This window comes from Gordonia westfalica (assembly GCF_900105725.1).
Classification (GTDB): Bacteria; Actinomycetota; Actinomycetes; order Mycobacteriales; family Mycobacteriaceae; genus Gordonia; species Gordonia westfalica.
On the sequence record NZ_FNLM01000034.1, the window covers coordinates 1,229,681 to 1,249,224 of the forward strand.

The window sequence follows — 19,544 nt, forward strand, 5'->3', positions numbered from 1 at the left end:
CCGGTCAGATCGTGACGAGCCAGGCGATCACGACGAGGACGAGCAGGGCGAGCAACGCCAGGGTGACCGGCGAGCGCAGAATCTTCACAGTCCGGTCCCGTCGTCGTCGGCGAAGCGGCGGCGGTCGATCAGATTCGCCGCCAGGTCCACGAGGAGATTCAACACATAGGCGATGAGGATCGCGACGGGGTTCACCACGGCGACGGTGACCAAGAGCTGCGGCACGAAGGAAAGACCGGTCAGCCACTCCTCCACCCCGTCCCACCAGGCGAAGAACGCCGTCACCTCATCACCTCGTCCATCCGATGCGGATCATCCGTCTGCCCGGCCTCGTCGAGGCCGACTGGCGTCGGACAGCGCCCGTCGCAATGATAGATCCCATGTCTGTTGCAGATGACTCCACCGTAACGTCCCTGCCGACCGCGACTCCCGCTCAGGGTGCCGGCACCGACGCCGCACGAGTCAGTGTCCCGGGGCCGGCGCCGATCGCCCCGACCAACCCGGCGCACCGGAGCGCCTTCCCGCCCATCGGCGACTACGCGTTCCTCTCCGACACCGAGACCAACTGCCTCATCGCGCGGAACGGTTCGGTCGAGTGGATGTGCGTGCCACGACCTGATTCGCCGAGCGTCTTCGGGGCGGTGCTCGATCGGAGCGCCGGCCACTTCCGCCTCGCGCCGTACGGCGTCAGCGTGCCCGTCGACCGCCGGTACCTGCCGGGAAGTCTGATGGTCGAGACGACGTGGCAGACCGACACCGGCTGGATCATCGTGCGCGACGCCCTGGTGATGGGTCCGTGGCACGACAACGAGCGACGCTCCCGTACGCATCGCCGCACCCCCACCGACTGGGATGCCGAACACATCCTGCTCCGCCCCGTGCGCTGTGTCTCGGGTACCGTCGAGCTGCACATGAGCTGCGAGCCGGCGTTCGATTACCACCGCGGGACCACCAAGTGGGAGTACTCGGGTCCGGCCTACGGCGAGGCGATCGCCACCGCCCGCGACACCGAGGCCGACACCCCGACCCTCAAGCTCACCACCGACCTCCGCCTCGGACTCGAGGGCCGGGAGGCACGAGCCCGAACCCGTCTCGTCGAGGGCGACAACCGGTTCGTCGCGTTGAGCTGGTCTCGATTCCCCGCACCGCAGAACTGGGACGAGGCGGCCCAGAAGATGTGGTCCACGGCCGAATCGTGGCGGCAGTGGATCAACATCGGCACCTTCCCCGACCATCCCTGGCGCTCGCATCTGCAACGCTCCGCGCTGACCCTCAAGGGACTCACCTACTCCCCGACCGGCGCACTACTGGCCGCCGCGACCACCTCGTTGCCGGAAACGCCTCAGGGCGAACGCAACTGGGACTACCGCTATGCCTGGGTGCGCGACTCGACATTCGCTCTGTGGGGTCTGTACACGCTGGGCCTCGATCGTGAGGCCGACGACTTCTTCTCCTTCATCGCCGATGTCTCCGGCATCACCGACGGCGAACGCCATCCGCTGCAGGTGATGTACGGCGTCGGCGGCGAGCGGACGCTCGAGGAGGAGGAACTCACCCACCTCTCCGGCTACGACGGCGCACGGCCCGTCCGTATCGGCAACGGCGCGTACAACCAAGCGCAGCACGACATCTGGGGCACGATGCTGGACTCGGTGTACCTCAACATCAAGTCCCACGAGGCCGTTCCCGAGACCCTGTGGCCCGTCCTCAAGGCGCAGGTCGAGGAGGCGATCAAGCACTGGCGCGACCCCGACCGGGGCATCTGGGAGGTCCGCGGCGAACCGCAGCACTTCACCTCGTCGAAGGTGATGTGCTGGGTGGCGCTGGATCGCGGTTCCCGACTCGCGACGATGCACGGCGAGGAAACCCACGCGCGGGAATGGGCGGCGATCGCCGACGAGATCAAGGCCGACATCCTGGAACACGGCGTCAACGAGCGCGGGGTCTTCACCCAGCGCTACGGCGACGACGCCCTCGACGCCTCACTGCTCCTCGTGCCGCTGCTGCGGTTCCTCCCGCCCGACGACCACCGCGTCCGCGCAACGGTTCTCGCGATCGCCGACGAGCTCACCGACAACGGTCTCGTCCTGCGCTACAAGGTCGAGGAGACCGACGACGGCCTCACCGGCGAGGAGGGCACCTTCACGATCTGTTCGTTCTGGCTGGTGTCGGCGCTGGTCGAGATCGGTGAGCTGGAGCGCGCCAAGGCGTTGTGCGAGCGGCTGCTCAATTACTCGAGCCCGCTCAAGCTGTACGCGGAGGAGATCGACGCGAAGACCGGTCAGCACCTCGGAACTTCCCGCAGGCCTTCACCCATCTGGCGCTGATCAACGCCGTCATGCACGTGATCCGCGCCGAGGAGGCCGAGCACCTGCACACGTTCCAGCCGGCCAACCACTGACGCCTGCCGGCAACTGAAATCCGCCCCTGCAGAACACCCTTCAGGCCGAGGCCGACGACCTATATCGGCCCCGCTGTGGAGGGCCGTCTCCAGGGGCGGTTTTCAGTGGCGGTCGTCAGCCGGAGTGCTTGTACCGGGCCGGTTGTCAGCCCTCGGTCAGCGCCGCGACCTTGGTGGCGCGCGCGTACACGGTCTCGCCCGCCTGAAGGTTGAGCGCGTTCTGGTCACCGCGGGTGATCTGGGCCGCGAACTCGTCGCCCGTCGTCGCGGCGACGAGCTCCACCCGGGTCTCGAAGCCGAGGTTCACCACGCGCAGCACGGTCGCCTTGATCACGCCGGTGTCGAGCGACGCGTCGACGGGCGACGCCATCTCCGGGGTGCGTCCGATCCGGATGTCGTGGGGGCGGACGAGTTCGCCGTTCAGGCGGACCGTGGAGCCGAGGAACGACGCGACGAACTCGTTGGCCGGACGGTCGTAGAGATCGTCAGGCGTGCCGACCTGCTCGATCCGTCCCTTGTTGAGGACCGCGATCCGGTCGCTCACGTCGAGTGCCTCCTGCTGGTCGTGGGTGACCAGCACGGTGGTGACGTGCACCTCCTCGTGCAGGCGACGCAGCCAGCGGCGCAGGTCATCTCGCACCTTGGCGTCGAGCGCGCCGAACGGTTCGTCGAGGAGCAGCACCTTCGGGTCGACGGCGAGGGCACGGGCCAGCGCCATACGCTGCCGCTGACCGCCCGACAGCTGCGCCGGGAACCGCTTCTGGAAGACGGTCAGCCCGACGACCTCGAGGAGCTGGTCGACCTTGGCGTCGACCTCCTTCTTGGGCCGCTTGCGGATCTTGAGGCCGAAGGCGATGTTCTCGCGCACGGTGAGATGTTTGAACGCGGCGTAGTGCTGGAACACGAACCCGATGTCGCGCTTCTGCGGCGACTTCTGCGACACGTCGTTGTCGTTGATCCGGACGATGCCGGAGTCCAGTGTGTCCAGACCGGCGATCGCGCGCAGCAGCGTCGACTTGCCGGAACCCGACGGACCCAGCAGCGAGGTCAGCTGCCCGTCGGGGATGTCGATGGAGACATTGTCGAGGGCGGCGAAGTCGCCGTAGCGCTTGTTCGCGCCGATCACCTGGATGGACATGTCAGACGCCTTCCTTGTTCTGGGCGTACTCGTGGATTACCTGCTTGGCGTCGACGGACTCGGGCCCGTGCGGCGGGGTGAGTTCGACCTCGGTGTTCTCGACACTGCCCGAGGTGGATTCGCTGGCGTCGACGAGACGGGACTTGGCGCGCCGCTCGATGAGGGACATCAGCACGAGCACCAGGATCGCGACGAACATCAGCAGGGTCGCTGCCGCGTAGGCGCCGAACTCGTTGTAGTCGTCGGTGTAGCGAGAGTGGACCAGCAGCGTCAGGGTTTGGGAGACACCGGGATAGTTCGACGAGACCATCACCACCGCACCGTATTCACCGAGCGCTCGGGCGACGGTCAGGACGATTCCGTAGGTCAGGCCCCACCGGATCGCCGGCAGGGTGACCCGCCAGAAGACCTGCCACGAGTTCGCGCCCAGCGTCGCGGCCGCTTCCTCTTGTTCGGTACCGATCTCACGCAACACCGGTTCGACCTCGCGTGCGACGAACGGCAGGGTGACGAACAGCGTGGCCAGCACCAGGCCCGGGAAGCCGAAGATGACCCGGAATCCGAGGCTCTCGACTCCGCCGAACCAGCCCCCGTATCCCCACAACAGGATCAGCGCGACGCCGGCGACCACCGGTGACACCGCGAACGGCAGGTCGACGACCGATTGCAGCAGGCCCTTGCCGGGGAACCGGCCGCGGGCCAGGGCCAGCGCCGTGATCACGCCGAAGATCACGTTGAGCGGCACCACGATCGCGACGATCAGCAGGCTGAGCTGCAGCGCCGAGATGGCCGCCGGGGTGGTGATCCACTCCCAGAACTGGACGATGCCGTGTTCGAAGGAGCGGTAGAAGATCGTGCCGACCGGGACGACCAGCAGGATCAACAGGTAGACGAGCGCGACGGTGCGCAACCCGTACTTGGTCAGCGGTGCAACCTTCATCGGTCTGCGTCCTCCCGCTTGGACTGCCAGCGGCCCGCGACGCGCAGGACGAGCAGGGTGACGAAGGCGATCAGCAGCAGCACCACCGAGATCGCCGCGGCGTCGACCGGCGCGTCGATCTCGATCTGCTGCTGGATGTACTGCGATGCGACCTGGGTGTCGCCGGGGATGTTGCCGCCGATGAGCACCACCGAGCCGAATTCGCCGATGGCGCGGGTGAACGCAAGACCGGCGCCGGTCAGGATCGCCGGGAGCAGGGCCGGCAGGACGATCTTGCGGAAGATCGTGGCGTTGTTGGCGCCGAGTACCGCCGCGGCCTCCTCGACGTCGACGTCGAGTTCGATCAGGACCGGCTGCACCTGACGCACCACAAACGGCAGGGTGACGAAGGTCAGCGCGATCACCAGGGCGGGCTTGGTGGCGTTGAGCTGGATGTCGATGGGACTGTTCGGCCCGTACAGCGACAGCAGCACGAGGCTGGCGACGATCGTCGGCAGCGCGAACGGCAGGTCGATGATCGCGTTGACGAACGCCTTGCCGCGGAACTCATCACGGACCAGCACCCACGCGATCAGCGTGCCGAACACGACGTTGATCAGAGCCGCGACCACGGACACGAGGACCGTGATCCAGATGGTGTCCACCGCCGCGGGCGCCGAGATCGCATCCCAGAAGCCGCTCCAGCCGTCCTCGAAGGACTGCACCGTGATCGCGGCCAGCGGCAGCAGGACGATGACGCTGAGCCAGAGCCAGGCTACACCGATGGTCATCGGGCTCACGCCGGCGAAGGTCCGCGAGCGTCCGAGGAATCCGCCCGGCGGCCGGGAGTCGGGAACCGGCGAACCGGTTGCCGCCGACGCCGTCGAGTCAACCGAGGTCACTGCTTACCCCCTGAGTCGTAGATCTTCGTGATGGCGCCCTTCTTGCCGAAGAGCGCTTCGTCCACGGCCTTCCAGCCCTTCAGATCCTTGCCGTCGTTCTCCTCGGCGGTGCCCTCGCCGAGCACCTTGCCGAGCTCGGAGATCGTCCACAGCTTGGCGATGTCTCCGGGGAAGAGTTCCCGGGTCGCCTCGATGACGGCGGGATCGACCGGCCGGAATCCTTGTTCCGCCCAGATCAGTTGCGCCTCGGGCGTGAAGAGGAAGTCCACGAAGGATTTCGCGCCGGCGAGGTCGTCGGAGGTGTTCACGACGGCCACCGGGTTCTCGATCTTGAACGTCTGCGGCGGGATCACATACTCGACCTGGCCGTTCTCCCCCGCCGTGGCGTTGGCCTTGTCGAGCATGATCGCCTCGTTCTCGTAGCTGATCAAGACGTCGCCCTGCCCCTGCTCGAACGCCGTGGTGGCCTCGCGGCCCGACTTCGGGACGACCTTGATGTGGTCACGCACCAGTTCGGCCACGTAGTCGAGGCCGGCCTGCGAGTTGCGTCCGCCGTCGCTCATCGCAGCGTAGGGAGCCAGCAGATTCCATTTCGCCGAGCCGGAGCTGCCCGGGTTCGGGGTCACCACCTGGACGCCGGGCTTCAGCAGATCATCCCAGTCGCGGATGTTCTTCGGGTTGCCCTTGCGCACCACCAGCGCGACGACCGAGCCGAACGGGGTGCTGTTGTTGGGCGCCTGTTCCTTCCAGTCCTCGTCGACCAGGCCGGCCTTCACCAGACGGGTGATGTCGGGTTCGACGGAGAAGTTCACCACGTCGGCCGGAACACGCCGGGCCACCTTGCGGGACTGGTCGCCCGAGGCGCCGTACGACGCCGAGAAGCCGATGTCGTGGCCTTCTGGGGTGTCGCGGAACGCCGGGATGATCTCGTCGAAACCGATCTTGGGAACGGCATAGGCAACCAGATCGAGGTGCCGACTACCGCTGGAGATGTCCACTCCGCCGGGTTCGTCGGTCGATCCGCCACCACAACCTGCGACGAACACCATCACCAGCGCCAGAACGCTCACCAGCAGCCGGGTGCTCGCCCGGCGGATCGTGGGCCGCGTGACTGCGCCAGCGCTCACTCTTCCTCCAAGACTCACCGGGACCGGTCGAGACTGGGCTGTGACCGGCGGGACCGGACTACGCTAACAACCCGCGGGGCCATCTTCGGAGTTCCAATCAGCGAGATTAGAACTCCGCGCAGGCCAAACCGCCGATCGACGGAAACATCGTCGGCATCACTCGAGTCGCCAGTCCTCGTAGGCGCGCGGATCGTTGACCGGTTCGAGGTGCGTGGTGATGTTCAGATCCGGCACCGCATCGTGTAGTTCGTCTTCGACGACCTCGGTGAGGTCGTGCGCACGCTGCACCGACCAGTCTCCCGGGACGAGCATGTGCAGCTGCAGGAAGCGCTCGTGCCCGGCCTCGCGGGTGCGGATGTCATGGAAGACGATGCCGTCCGCGCGATGCCGATCGAGCACCGCGTCGATGGCGGTGCGCTGCTCGCCGGGCAGCGCGGAGTCCATCAGGCCGGCGCCCGACCGCCACACGAGCTGACCGCCGACGACCATGATGTTGACGGCGACCGCGATCGCGATCAGCGGGTCGAGAGGGAGCCAACCGGTCCAGGCGACCAGGAACACACCGACGACGACTCCGGCCGTGGTCCACACGTCGGTCATCAGGTGCTTGCCGTCGGCCTCGAGGGTCAGCGACCGGTGCTTCCGGCCGGCGCGGATGAGGATCATGGCCACCGCCGCGTTCAGGACCGTTGCCCCCACGGATATGCCGAGGCCGAGGCCGACCTCCTCGAGCTCGCGCGGGTTGATGAGCCGGTCCACCGCGGTCGCGACGATGATGACCGCCGCGACGACGATGAGCACACCCTCGAAGACCGCCGAGAAGTACTCGGCTTTGGTGTGCCCGAAGTTGTGTCGGTGATCCGCCGGCTTCGCCGCGACCCTCAGGGCGACGAACGCACCAACTGCGGCGATGACGTTGACGATCGACTCGAGTGCGTCGGACAGCAACCCCACCGACCCGGTGACCCACCAGGCGAGCAGTTTGAGCCCGAAGACCGCAACGGCGGTCACGATGCTGAGCATCGCGAACCGCGACAGGTTGCGACGTTGGTTGTTCGTCATGGCCGGACCCTACTCAGGCCGCCAGCCCCCGACGGCGCAGCAACGGCTCTATCCGCGGCTTACGGCCGATCAGCGCCTCATGCGACACCAGCGGGTCGACACTGTCACCGCGCGACAGCGTCGCCTCGGCGAACCGTCGTCCGTTGTCCCGCTCCAGACCGCCCGAGGCGAGGAACCACTGTTCGGTCTCGGCGTCGAGGACCTCCGACCAGATGTAGCTGTAGTAGCCGGCCGAGTAACCGCCGCCGAAGATGTGGTTGAAGTACGCGCTGCGGTAGCGGGGCGGGATCAGGTCGGTCTGCAGCCCGGCCTCGCTGAGTGCCTTCGCCTCGAAGGCCTCGACGTCGGTGACCGCCGCGGCCTCCTCCACCGTCAGCCGGTGCCAGGCGAGGTCCAGCGACGAGGCCGCGAGATACTCGATGGTCCCGTGTGCGGTCTCGGCTCCTGCGGATTCCCGTGCGGCGGCGGCCAGCTCGGCCGGGATGGGTTCGCCGGTCGCGTGGTGCAGCGCATAATTGGCGAGCACCTCCGGGTGCAGCGCCCACATCTCGTTGACCTGCGAGGGGAATTCGACGAAGTCACGGGGCACCGACGTCCCCGACTGCGACGGGTACTCCACCGACGACAGCAGACCGTGCAGCGCGTGCCCGAACTCGTGGAACAGCGTCGTGAGCTGATCGATGCTCAGCAGACAGGGCTGTCCCTCATCGGGTTTCGTCAGGTTCAGCACGTTCACGATGATCGGCTGGGTCTGCAACACCGACGACTGGTCGACGATGTTGTTCATCCAGGCACCGCCGCGCTTCGACGGCCGGGCGTAGAAGTCACCGAGGAACAGGCCGATGCCGGTGCCGGTGTCATCCCGCACCTCCCAGACACGTACGTCGGGGTGATAGACGGGCAGGCCGGTCCGCTCGACGAACTGCAGGCCGTACAACTTGTTCGCGGCGTGGAAGACGCCGCGCGTCAGGACGGTGTCGAGCTCGCAGTAGTCGGCGAAACCGTCGAGCGGCACCGACGCCTTGGCCTGCTTCTCGCGTTCGAGCCAGAAGGTCAGGTCGGCGGGACCGATCTCGGCGTCGCCGGCGAACTCGGTGAGGCGGGTCAGTTCCCGGCCGCCGGCACGCATCGCGGACTCGTTGAGTTCGCGCAGCAGGTCGTCGACCGCGGACGGGTCGGGTGCGGTCTGCTCGGCGATCACGAACTCGGCGTGGTCGCGGTACCCGAGGAGTTCCGCGCGACGGGCACGCAGGCGCACGATCTCGAGAACGAGATCGCGGGTGTCGTGGTCGTTGCCGCGCGAGCAGCGGTTCACCGAGGCGTCGAAGACCCGTTGACGCACAGCGGGGTTCGTCAGCTCGGTGAGCACGGACTGACTGGTCGGCAGTTCCAGGGTGAGCAGGTGTCCGCTGTCGTGTCCGGCGTCGGCCGCCGCGCGTCGAGCGGCCGCGATCTGGCCGGACGACAGACCGTCGAGGTCGGCCGCGTCGTCGACGAGCACCGCCGACGAGTTGGTGTCGTCGAGGATCTTCTGCGAGAACGTGGTCGTGAGATACGCCAGCCGAGAGGCGATCTGGCGCATCTCCTCTTGCTCCGCGTCGGGCAGGCCGGCGCCGGCGCGCACCGACTCGCGATACCGCTTGTCGAGGAGTCGACGCTGCGGCTCGGTCAGGTCGAGTTCGTCGGCGCGCGAGGCGAGCTCCGAGATCCGGCCGAACAGAACCGGATTCATCGCGATGGTGTTGCCGTGATCGGTGAGCAGTGTCGAGAGTTCTTGGGAGATCTCGTTGCGCTTGGGGTTGGTGTCGGGGCCTACGAGGTTGAAGAAGATCCCCGACGCGCGGGCCAGATCACGGCCCGACAATTCCAGCGCCTCGACGGTGTTGGCGAACGTCGGCTCCGCGGGGTCGGCCGCGATGGCCTCGACCTCGGCGAGGTGCGACGCCATCGCCGCGGTGAACGCGGGCAGGAAGTCGTCGTCGGAGATCGACGCGAAATCCGGTAGCTCGTAGGGCAGATCGCTCTGTGCCAGTACCGGATTGGTTGCGCTGTCCTGCCCCGTCATCTATTTCCCCTTCGGCTTGTCACCTGCTGCATCGGTGGAGAGCGCCGCGACGAACGCCTCCTGCGGGACTTCGACGCGACCGATCGTCTTCATCCGCTTCTTGCCTTCCTTCTGCTTCTCGAGCAGTTTGCGCTTACGGCTGATGTCGCCGCCGTAGCACTTCGCGAGCACGTCCTTGCGGATCGCCCGGATGTTCTCGCGCGCAATGATCTTGGAGCCGATGGCCGCCTGGATCGGGACCTCGAACTGCTGACGCGGGATGAGTTCCCGGAGCTTGAGCGCCATCCGGTTGCCGTAGGCGTACGCGGCGTCGCGGTGGACGATCGCACTGAACGCGTCGACGGCCTCACCCTGCAGCAGGATGTCGACCTTCACCAGGTCCGCTTCCTGCTCGCCCGCCTCCTCGTAGTCGAGCGAGGCGTAACCGCGGGTCCGCGACTTCAGCGAGTCGAAGAAGTCGAAGATGATCTCTGCCATGGGCAGTGTGTACCGGAGTTCGACGCGGGTCTCGGAGAGGTAGTCCATGCCCCCGAGCTCGCCGCGGCGCGACTGGCAGAGTTCCATGATGGCGCCGATGAACTCGCTCGGCGCGATCACGGTGGTCTTCACGACCGGCTCGTAGATGTGCCGGGTCTTGCCCTCCGGCCAGTCCGACGGGTTGGTGACGACGTGCTCCGAGCCGTCCTCCATGACGACGCGGTAGACCACGTTGGGCGCGGTCGAGATGAGGTCCAGGTTGAACTCGCGCTCGAGACGCTCGCGGGTGATCTCCATGTGGAGCAGGCCCAGGAAGCCGCAACGGAATCCGAAGCCCAGCGCCACCGACGTCTCCGGTTCGTAAGTGAGCGCGGCGTCGTTGAGCTGCAGCTTCTCCAGCGCCTCACGCAGCACCGGATAGTCCGAGCCGTCCAGTGGATACAGACCCGAGTAGACCATCGGCCGCGGTTCGCGGTAACCGGTGAGTGCCTGGGTCGCGCCGTTGCGGGCGCTGGTGACGGTGTCGCCGACCTTCGACTGCCGCACGTCCTTCACACCGGTGATGAGGTAGCCCACCTCGCCCACGCCGAGACCCTGCGTGGCCTTCGGTTCCGGCGAGACGATGCCCACCTCGAGCAGTTCGTGGGTGGCGCCGGTCGACATCATCTGGATCTTCTCGCGCGGCACGATCTTGCCGTCCACCACACGCACGTAGGTGACCACACCGCGGTAGGTGTCGTAGACCGAGTCGAAGATCATGGCGCGCGCCGGGGCGTCGGCGTCGCCGACGGGTGCGGGCACCTTGCGGATGACCTCGTCGAGCAGCTCGGACACGCCGACGCCGGTCTTGCCCGACACCCGCAGGACGTCCTCGGGCTCACAGCCCACGATGTGGGCGAGCTCGGCGGCGTAGCGTTCGGGGTCGGCCGCGGGCAGGTCGATCTTGTTGAGGACCGGGATGATGGTGAGGTCGTTCTCCATCGCCAGGTAGAGGTTGGCCAGGGTCTGCGCCTCGATGCCCTGCGCGGCGTCGACGAGCAGCACCGCACCTTCACACGCCTCGAGTGCGCGCGACACCTCGTAGGTGAAGTCGACGTGGCCGGGGGTGTCGATGAGGTGCACGACGTAGTCGTCGCCGTCGAGCTGCCACGGCAGACGCACGTTCTGCGCCTTGATGGTGATGCCGCGCTCGCGCTCGATGTCCATGCGGTCGAGGTACTGCGCCCGCATCTGGCGCTCTTCCACGACACCGGTGAGCTGCAGCATCCGGTCGGCCAGCGTCGACTTTCCGTGGTCGATGTGGGCGATGATGCAGAAGTTCCGGATGCGCGCCGGGTCGGTGAAGGTCTGGTCGGCGAAGGTGGGAATTGGAACTACTCCTCGAGATGGACACGGGCGTTGACCACCATGTTCTCATGAGCGCCGCGAATGGTGCCCAAGCGGATGGCGGGGCGATACCGTGACAGCCGTGACAACCGAGTCCGACGAGTCGGAAAAGCCAGGGACCACCATCACCGTCGTCGAGACCGACGACGTCGCCGCCGACGTGCACCGTCCCGACGGCACACCGCGCGCCACGATCGTCCTCGCGCACGGCGCCGGCGGCAACCGCTCCGCCGTCATCCTGCGCGCGCTGGCCGACGAGCTGTGTTCGCGCGGGTATGTCGTCGCCCGGATCGACCTCCCCTACCGGCAGCGCCGGCCCAAGGGCCCGCCGAGTCCGTCGACCTCGCCGGCCGACCGCGACGGCATCCGTGCCGCCTGCGCGATGTTCCGGGGCGAGTCCGACGGGCCGCTGTTCGTCGGCGGCCACTCCTACGGCGGACGCCAGGCGTCGATGGCCGTCGCCGAGGACGGGACAGATCTCGCCGACGGCCTCCTGCTCAGCTCCTATCCGCTGCACCCGCCGGGCAAACCCGACCGGCTGCGCACCGAACACCTGCCGTCCGTCACGGTGCCTACCCTGGTCGTCCACGGCAGCACCGACCCGTTCGGCACCACCGAGGAGATGGCCGAGGCGATCGGCCTGATCGACGCGCCGACGCGGATCGTCGAACTCGAGAAGGTCGGCCACGACCTGAACCCGAAGAAGAAGCCGACCGCCGCTTTGACCGCCGACGCGGTGGACGAGTTCCTGATGGGAACAGCCCGGTGAGAGAATCCGTGGCGTGACTCCCCGCAGCATCCGATCCCGCCTCCGGGCCACCGCCGAGGTCGCCCGCACGATCAGCTATCACCCCGAACTCGACGGCGACGCCGATCCCGGTGAGATCGTGTGGACGTGGGTCGCCTACGAGGACGACCCCGACCAGGGCAAGGACCGACCGGTGCTCGTCGTGGGTCGCGACGCCAACGACGAGACCGCCGACGACGTGCTGGGGCTCATGCTGTCGAGCAAGGACCACCACGGTGAGAAATCGTCCCGCTCGCTCCGCTCCCGGCGACGGGACGACGACGACTGGTTCGCCATCGGGTCCGGATCCTGGGACTCGCAGAATCGGCCGAGCTTCGTGCGGCTCGACCGCGTCCTCGTCGTCGACGCCGACGGCATCCGACGCGAGGGAGCCATCCTCGACCGTCGCCGCTTCGACGCGGTCGCCGACGAACTACGGTCGCGCTTCGGCTGGCGTTAGGCCAGCCGCGTGATCTCCACGATGACGTCGAGATCCGTTGCGCCACCGCCGGTGTAGATGCCCTTGAGGGGTGACACGTCCGCGTAGTCGCGGCCCACGCCCACCGACACGTGCTGCTCGGTGATCGGGGTGTCGTTGGTCGGGTCATAGCCCCACCAGCCGCCGGTCCACGCCTCGATCCACGCGTGGCTCTGCCCCTGGACGGTCTTGTCGATCGCCGCGTTCGGCTTCGGATGCAGGTACCCCGACACGTAGCGGGCCGGAATCCCCAGGCCGCGCAACATCACCAGGGTGAGGTGCGCATAGTCCTGGCAGACGCCCTTGCGCTCGTTCCAGGCGTCGACCGCGGTGGTGTGCACGCCGGTCGTACCGGGCACGTACTCCATCTCCTGGTGGACGAACCGGGAGATCGCCTCCACCGTCTCCTGCGGTGTGAGCCCCTTGGCCACCTTCTTGGCCGCCGAGATCAGCTGCCGGTTCTTGGGCACATACGTGGTGTTGGAGAGCATCTCGTCGTAGCGGTCCATGATGGCCTCGCCGACGATCTCCTCCCACGTCACCTGGTCGTCCGCCGAAGGTCGTTGACCGGCCTCGGTTTCGACCACCGACATGCCCGACACCTCGAGTTCCTCATGCGGCGCATGGAGATCGAAGGCGGTGACGGCGCTGCCCCAGTAGTCGGTGTACCGATACGACCTGGTGGCCGGGACCGTCTCGACGCGGTTGACGATCACGTTCTGCCGGGCGTCGCTGCGGGGTGTCAGCCGGGCTTCGTTGTACGACGAGGTGACCGGACTGTTGTAGGCGAATCCGGTGGAATGGACAACGCGCAGACGCCAGCTCACAGTTCACTCTCCTCGATGACTTGACCATCGCTGACCCGGGCGTCGGCCCATGATACATACGGCGACACATGGAAGTACTGCTTGGTGACGGCCTCGTTGACCGCGCGGCAGGTGTCCTGGAGGTCGACGAGCCGCTCCTCCAGATCGTCGAGCAGCTTGCCGGGTTCGAGGAACTCCAGCGAGCTCCGGGCACGGCCCAGCAGCAGCTGCGCCTCGGCCTGTGCGCCGACGCGGCTGGGCCCCTTCTCGAGTTGGCCGAGGTTGTGTTCGGCGACGCTGAGCGCGTGGAAGATCGACCGCGGGAACAGCCGGTCGAGAAGCATGAACTCGACGATGTTCTCCGCGTCGAGCACACCGCGGTAGGTGCGCAGGAAGGTGTCGTGCCCACCCGCGGAGACCAGCACGTTGACCCAGGCCGGTGACGACGTCCGATCCCCCGCTCGCGACAACAACATCCGGATCGTCATGTCGACGCGTTCGACGGAACGCCCGAGCAACAGATAGCGGTAACCGTCGTCATGGCTGAGGGTGGCGTCGGCGAGGCCGGCGAACATCGCCGCGCGGTTCTTCACGTACGAGAGGAACTCGTGCGGACCCAGGCGACGTGACCGTCGTTCGGCGGCGTCGAGCCCGTTGTAGGTGGTGTTGAGGCACTCCCACAGCTCACTCGACGTGACTTCCCTTGCACCGCGAGCATTCTCGCGCGCCGCCCGGATGAGGTCGACGATCGACCCGACCGCATCGGCGTCGTATGCGACGCGCTCGGTGAGCGACCAGACATCGATTTCCTCGTCGGTCTCCGGCGCGTCGAGCCCCAGCACCTGGATGATCAGGCGCGCCTGCTGGTCGACGTCGACGGTGGTGTCCTCGAGCAGCTGATGGATCGCGACGTCGAGGATGCGCGCCATGTCGTCGGCGCGCTCCACGTATCGTCCGATCCAGTACAGGGATTCGGCGTTACGCGCCAACATCATCGGGGATCACCGCCCTGCTGCTGCTGCTGTTGGGTCTGGGTGTGGACCGGATCGGGGGCATTGTCGGCGGGTCGGGCCGCCGCGACGCCACTGGTGGTCACGACCTTGGCTCCGGACAGTTCGCGTTCGGCCTCCGAGGACCGGCTGGCCAGGACCCAGGTGTCCTTGGACCCGCCGCCCTGGCTGGAGTTCACCACCAACGAGCCCTCCGGCAGCGCGACGCGCGTCAGGCCGCCGGGCAGGACCCAGACCGACTCGCCGTCGTTGACGGCGAAGGGCCGCAGATCGACGTGGCGCGGGCGGAGCTCGTCGCCGATCTTCGTCGGCACCGTCGACAGCTGCACGACGGGCTGGGCGATCCAGCCGCGCGGGTCGTTTCGCACCTTGCGCGCCAGCGTGTCCAGCTCCGCCTTGGTGGCCTCCGGCCCGAAGACGATGCCGTAACCACCAGAACCCTCAACCGGTTTCACGACGAGTTCGTCGATCCGGTCGAGCACTTCCTCGCATTCCTCGGGAAGCCAGCAGCGCAGGGTGTCGACGTTCTGCAGGCTCGGTTTCTCGCCGAGGTAGTATTCGATGATCTCCGGTACGTAGGTGTAGATCAGCTTGTCGTCGCCCACGCCGTTGCCGACCGCGCTCGAGATGACCACGTTGCCCGCGCGAGCCGCATTGAGCAGTCCGGCGACGCCGAGCATCGAGTCGGGCCGGAACTGCATCGGATCGAGGTAGTCGTCGTCGATGCGGCGGTAGATGACGTCGACGCGCTGCTCGCCCTCGGTGGTGCGCATGTAGACGACGTTGTCGCGGCAGAACAGGTCTCGGCCCTCGACGAGTTCGACGCCCATCAGGCGTGCGAGCAGCGAGTGTTCGAAGTATGCGGAGTTCGCCACGCCGGGTGTCAGCACCACGACGTTGGGATCGGCCTCGTTGAACGCCGCCGACGCCCGCAGCGCGCGCAGCAGGTGACTCGGGTAGTCGGCCACCGCTCGGACGCGGTGCTTGGAGAACAGGTCCGGGAACACGCGTGCCATCGCACGGCGGTTCTCGAGCACGTACGACACACCCGACGGCGACCGCAGGTTGTCCTCGAGGACGCGGAAGTCGCCGTTCTCGTCGCGGATCAGGTCGATGCCGGCGACGTGGATGCGAACACCGTTGGGAGGCCGGATGTTTGCCGCCTGGCGATGAAAATGCTCACACGAGTGGACGAGGCGTTTCGGCAGCACACCGTCGCGCAGGATCTCCTGCTCGCCGTAGATGTCGTCGAGAAACAGCTCGAGCGCCTGCACGCGCTGGGTGATACCCGCCTCGAGCTTGCTCCACTCTCCGGCCGAAATCACGCGCGGCACAATGTCCAACGGGAACGGACGCTCCTTGCCGGACAGCGAGAAGGTCACACCCTGGTCGAGGTAGGCGCGGCCCAGCGCTTCGACGCGGGCCTCGACCAGATCGGACGAGTCCTCGTCGGCCATCGCCTTGTAGATGCCGCGATAGGGCGTACGTACGTCCCCGGTGGCATCGAACATCTCGTCATATGCCTTGCCGTACGGGCCTTTTGAGTACCCGCCGAAGTTCCCGGTGAAATTGCCGTCGCCACCGGACCTGCTCGACTTGCCGCTCGACCCGGCACTCTTCGTCGAGCCGGAACGGCCGGAAGCCGATTTCCCGGACGAGCTCGACGACGTCGACTTCGCGGGTGCGGACTTACGCGCCGCCTTCTTGGCGGGCGCACTTGTCGATGCGGGGGTCATAAAGTGCCATGGTGCCGCATAACCGAGCAATCGGCACGACGGTTGGTCACCTGTGTCGCGCACACCACGCGGCGACCGTTCAGCGCGAACTGCGCATGGCGAGGGCGCGGCGCTTGACTCTCCGCAGGACATTGGCCGCGCGGGTCTTCATCGGTGGCCCCACTTTGGGTAGCGGTGCCGCGAGCACCATCGAGGCAATCGTGTCGAGGGCCACGTCGAGCACCTCCCGATCAGACGGCATCGGCGCGTCGTCGGCGGCGCCGTCCTCGGGCACCTCGAGGTCGGCGAGGTCGCCGGCGACGTCGTATCCCGCGCTGCGCACCGCGTCCACCATCGTGGCCGCCTGCCCGGCCGCCCACTGCCGGTGTTTGACCGTCAGCCCCTGCGGTGCGCCGGAGCGCGCCTCGAACAGGATCTCGCCGATCAGCTGCCCCTTGATGACGCGTTCGTAGCGACGCCACTCGATGGTGTCGGGCTGGAGGCGCTGGTTGAGTCCGCGGAGGAACTCGGCCTGAGCGGCCGACAGCGAACTGTTGAGGCTGGGAACCGGGACGTTCAGCGGTTCGGGATCGACGTTCATGGCCCGCAGGAACCGGTCCCACAGGGTGTCACCCTTCTCCGGCCGGCCGCGGGGCACGGTCACCACGTGAACCCGCTCGGGACCGACGAACTTCGCCCACTTCGCGAGGATGCCGACGTGGTCCTGGAACTCCCAGAACGGTTCGTCCTCGACGAGTGGACCGGCATCCTCTGCGGCCGCCTCGCCCACGGCGTTCGACTCGGCCGCGAAGGCGACCGCGTCGACGAACTCGTCGAAGGAGGCCCGACGCTGGTTCTTGACGTTCTCCTGCCACACCGAGGGAAGCTGACGGGCGAGGTCGCGAACGGTCGCGATGACGTGCACCTCGTCGGCGAACGACAGGTCGGCCATCAGCCGCTCGATCTGCCCGCTCGTCGCGGTGCTGTAGAGCTCGTGCGAGAGCAGTGAGGTCTTCGGCCAGGCCCGCATCTGCTTGAGCAGCGTCGGCCATACCCCCGAGAAGGCCGGATCGGCCCAGTCGAGGTAGCGCTCCGGCTGGAGATGGACCGCGGCATGGAAGTGATCGGAGATCACATTGCCCGGATACAGCAGACCTGACGTCTGTAACGCCAGGTCACGATTACGCCAGAGCCGATCCTGCAGGTGCGTGGTGCCGGTCTTCGGGAGACCGATGTGTACATAAACGACGGACATGATGATTCGAGCCTAGACTTTTGCGCACGATGGTTCTTTCCGGCACGCGTCGCCCGCGCCACGGATTTTGGGCTGGCTGATCCCGACTGGTAATGTTGTCCGCTGTTGCGGTGACGCCGTGAAGTTGATTCACGCGCCGACGCCGCGCGGTGCGAGTTCGGGCCACCCGGTCCGCCGCCCGACCCTGAACAGACAGACATATCCACCAGCAACGACAGAGGTAGAACGCGTGGCGAACATCAAGTCTCAGATCAAGCGCAACCGCACCAACGAGAAGAACCGTCAGCGCAACGTGGCGGAGAAGTCGGCACTGCGTACCTCGATCCGTAGCTTCCGCGAGGCCGTCGAGTCCGGCGACAAGGCCAAGGCTGCCGAGCTCGGCCAGGCCGCGAGCCGCAAGCTCGACAAGGCCGCCAGCAAGGGCGTCATCCACGCCAACCAGGCCGCCAACAAGAAGTCGGCCATCGCTCTCGCGGTCAACAAGCTCTGAGCTGACGCTCCCCGACCTCCGGGTCACCCCGGCGCATAGCGCCGCCATATCTTCATACACACGATCACCCCGGTAGCATCCACGCGGTTGCCGGGGTGATCGTCGTCCGCGGGAATCTCCTCCCGCGTGCACTTTTCCCTCCCGCCGACCTGTCTCCTTCCCGCTGCCCAGATCCGCCAAGCGGGAAGGAATCGGAGCCGCGGGAAATCAGCTCGCCAGCGAGCCGCGTCCTCCGCCGGTTGAGCCGGCCACGAGCGCAGCGAGAGCCGCGTCCTCCGCCGGTTGAGCCGGCCACGAGCGCAGCGAGAGCCGTGCCCTCCGCCGGTTGAGCCGGCCACGAGCGCAGCGAGAGCCGTGCCCTCCGCCGGTTGAGCCGGCCACGAGCGCAGCGAGAGCCGTGTCCTCCGCCGGTTGAGCCGGCCACGAGCGCAGCGAGAGCCGTGTCCTCCGCCGGTTGAGCCGGCCACGAGCGCAGCGAGAGCCGTGTCCTCCGCCGGTTGAGCCGGCCACGAGCGCAGCGAGAGCCGTGTCGAAACCTCAGCTCCGTCGACGCCCGTCCGGACGAAGATCGGCGACGGCGGCGACCGCGTGGGTCAGTGCGTAATCGGCGTCTGCGGCCTGGCCTTTGACGTCGCCGTTGAGCTTCGCGACCACCCCGACCGCGCGGGCGATCGACTCCGAATCCCACGCCTTGGCCTTCGCCTGCACGCTCTTGACCCGATTCGGCGGCATACCGAGCTCGGAGGCCGCCGCGAAGGGATCGATCGAACCCATCGGCCGGATGCGGGCGATGGCGTGCACGGCCTCGGCGAGGGCGTCGGCCAGCAGGACCCGCGGCACGCCGTGGTGCATCGCCCAGGCGAGTGACTCGAGCGCACCGGCCCGGTCCCCCAGGACCGCCTTGTCGGCGACCTCGAAGCCGGTCACCTCCGACCGGCCCTGGTAGTAGAGCGCCACGCTGTCGCGGTTGACCTTGCCGCCGGTGTCGGCGACGAGCTGGGCACATGCGGCGGCGAGCTCACGCAGTTCCGAACCCACACTCTCGACGACCTGTTCGACGACGTCGGCGCTGACCTTCACACCGAGCGAGCGGAACTCGTTGCGTACGAAAGTCATCCGGTCCGAGGCCCATTTCGGTGCCGTGGTCGCGTGTTCCTCCGCGCCGGCCTTCTTCAGTGCCGGCACCATCGACTTCGCGCGACCGCCGCCGGAATGGATCACCATCAGCGTGATGCCCTCGGGCAGCGACGTGGCCGTCGACGCGATCAGCGCCGCGGGCTCTTTGCCCGCCTCGGCCGCAGCCTCCACGACGACGATGCGCTCCTCGGCGAACAGCGACGGGCTCAGCAATTCAGCGAGTTCGTGTTCGCTGACGTCACCCGCGCGCACCCGGGTCACCGGGACCGGGGTACCCGCTTCCTTCGACGTCGCCTCGGCCACCGCGGAGATCACCCGGCCGGTCAGGAAGTCGTCGTCTCCGAGGAGCAGGTGCAGGCGATCGGTCACGTGCTCATCGTGCCAGATCG

16 protein-coding genes and 1 pseudogene are annotated in these 19,544 nt (G+C 67.3%); 4 read left to right on the forward strand and 13 right to left on the reverse strand.

Going from position 1 to position 19,544, the window contains the following annotated elements; translation table 11 throughout:
• Nucleotides 1–84: 84 nt before the first annotated feature.
• Entirely contained in the window at nt 85–285 is a 201-nt protein-coding gene (locus BLU62_RS11010) for a hypothetical protein (RefSeq protein WP_074849561.1), read from the reverse strand.
• 95 nt (nt 286–380) lie between these two features.
• Between BLU62_RS11010 and BLU62_RS11015 the strand changes: the two are divergent.
• Nucleotides 381–2,401 (forward strand): annotated as a pseudogene (locus BLU62_RS11015) (glycoside hydrolase family 15 protein).
• A gap of 145 nt (nt 2,402–2,546) precedes the next feature.
• Here BLU62_RS11015 and BLU62_RS11020 read toward each other — a convergent pair.
• From BLU62_RS11020 to lepA, 7 genes are all read right to left on the reverse strand, one after another.
• Nucleotides 2,547–3,539, reverse strand: coding sequence for a sulfate/molybdate ABC transporter ATP-binding protein (locus BLU62_RS11020; protein WP_074849563.1), 993 nt, complete (start codon nt 3,537–3,539; stop codon nt 2,547–2,549).
• Nucleotide 3,540: 1 nt separating this feature from the next.
• On the reverse strand, nt 3,541–4,479 hold the full coding sequence (cysW, locus tag BLU62_RS11025; protein ID WP_074849565.1) for a sulfate ABC transporter permease subunit CysW: 939 nt from the start codon (nt 4,477–4,479) through the stop codon (nt 3,541–3,543).
• Nucleotides 4,476–5,360, reverse strand: coding sequence for a sulfate ABC transporter permease subunit CysT (cysT, locus tag BLU62_RS11030; protein ID WP_074849567.1), 885 nt, complete (start codon nt 5,358–5,360; stop codon nt 4,476–4,478). Before cysT ends, cysW begins: the two co-directional genes overlap by 4 nt.
• Complete coding sequence (locus BLU62_RS11035; protein ID WP_244278358.1) at nt 5,357–6,409, reverse strand: sulfate ABC transporter substrate-binding protein; 1,053 nt, start codon at nt 6,407–6,409, stop codon at nt 5,357–5,359. Before BLU62_RS11035 ends, cysT begins: the two co-directional genes overlap by 4 nt.
• A gap of 234 nt (nt 6,410–6,643) precedes the next feature.
• Nucleotides 6,644–7,549 (reverse strand): cation diffusion facilitator family transporter, encoded by a 906-nt coding sequence (locus BLU62_RS11040; RefSeq protein ID WP_074849568.1) that lies wholly within the window; start codon nt 7,547–7,549, stop codon nt 6,644–6,646.
• Nucleotides 7,550–7,562: 13 nt separating this feature from the next.
• Complete coding sequence (locus BLU62_RS11045) at nt 7,563–9,614, reverse strand: M3 family metallopeptidase (protein WP_074849570.1); 2,052 nt, start codon at nt 9,612–9,614, stop codon at nt 7,563–7,565.
• Nucleotides 9,615–11,459, reverse strand: a complete 1,845-nt coding sequence (gene lepA / locus BLU62_RS11050) for a translation elongation factor 4 (RefSeq protein ID WP_074849572.1) — start codon at nt 11,457–11,459, stop codon at nt 9,615–9,617.
• A 91-nt stretch (nt 11,460–11,550) separates the two neighbouring features.
• On the opposite strand from lepA, the gene BLU62_RS11055 reads away from it, so the two are divergent.
• Together BLU62_RS11055 and BLU62_RS11060 are read left to right on the forward strand one after the other, a co-directional pair.
• Entirely contained in the window at nt 11,551–12,246 is a 696-nt protein-coding gene (locus BLU62_RS11055; RefSeq protein WP_074849574.1) for an alpha/beta hydrolase family protein, read from the forward strand.
• A 13-nt stretch (nt 12,247–12,259) separates the two neighbouring features.
• Nucleotides 12,260–12,724, forward strand: a complete 465-nt coding sequence (locus BLU62_RS11060) for a type II toxin-antitoxin system PemK/MazF family toxin (RefSeq protein WP_074849575.1) — start codon at nt 12,260–12,262, stop codon at nt 12,722–12,724.
• On the opposite strand, the gene BLU62_RS11065 is transcribed toward BLU62_RS11060, so the two are convergent.
• The 4 genes from BLU62_RS11065 to BLU62_RS11080 all read right to left on the reverse strand — a co-directional run bounded on the left by BLU62_RS11065 (nt 12,721) and on the right by BLU62_RS11080 (nt 17,528).
• A complete protein-coding gene (locus tag BLU62_RS11065; RefSeq protein WP_074849577.1) occupies nt 12,721–13,569 on the reverse strand; it encodes a transglutaminase family protein in 849 nt (282 codons plus the stop codon). The two genes, BLU62_RS11060 and BLU62_RS11065, sit on opposite strands and share 4 nt — an antisense overlap.
• Nucleotides 13,566–14,543 (reverse strand): alpha-E domain-containing protein, encoded by a 978-nt coding sequence (locus BLU62_RS11070; protein WP_074849579.1) that lies wholly within the window; start codon nt 14,541–14,543, stop codon nt 13,566–13,568. The genes BLU62_RS11065 and BLU62_RS11070 overlap by 4 nt, the downstream gene beginning before the upstream one ends.
• Nucleotides 14,540–16,294, reverse strand: a complete 1,755-nt coding sequence (locus BLU62_RS11075) for a circularly permuted type 2 ATP-grasp protein (protein WP_074849581.1) — start codon at nt 16,292–16,294, stop codon at nt 14,540–14,542. The genes BLU62_RS11070 and BLU62_RS11075 overlap by 4 nt, the downstream gene beginning before the upstream one ends.
• Before the next feature lie 79 nt (nt 16,295–16,373).
• Entirely contained in the window at nt 16,374–17,528 is a 1,155-nt protein-coding gene (locus BLU62_RS11080; RefSeq protein WP_074849582.1) for a sulfotransferase family protein, read from the reverse strand.
• 229 nt (nt 17,529–17,757) lie between these two features.
• Between BLU62_RS11080 and rpsT the strand changes: the two genes are divergently transcribed.
• Nucleotides 17,758–18,018: a 30S ribosomal protein S20 gene (gene rpsT, locus BLU62_RS11085; protein ID WP_074849584.1), complete on the forward strand. Its 261-nt coding sequence runs from the start codon at nt 17,758–17,760 to the stop codon at nt 18,016–18,018.
• 537 nt (nt 18,019–18,555) lie between these two features.
• On the opposite strand, the gene holA is transcribed toward rpsT, so the two are convergent.
• The gene (gene holA, locus BLU62_RS11090) at nt 18,556–19,524 is read right to left on the reverse strand and encodes a DNA polymerase III subunit delta (protein ID WP_074849586.1); all 969 of its coding nucleotides are present in this window, start codon (nt 19,522–19,524) and stop codon (nt 18,556–18,558) included.
• Nucleotides 19,525–19,544: the final 20 nt, after the last annotated feature.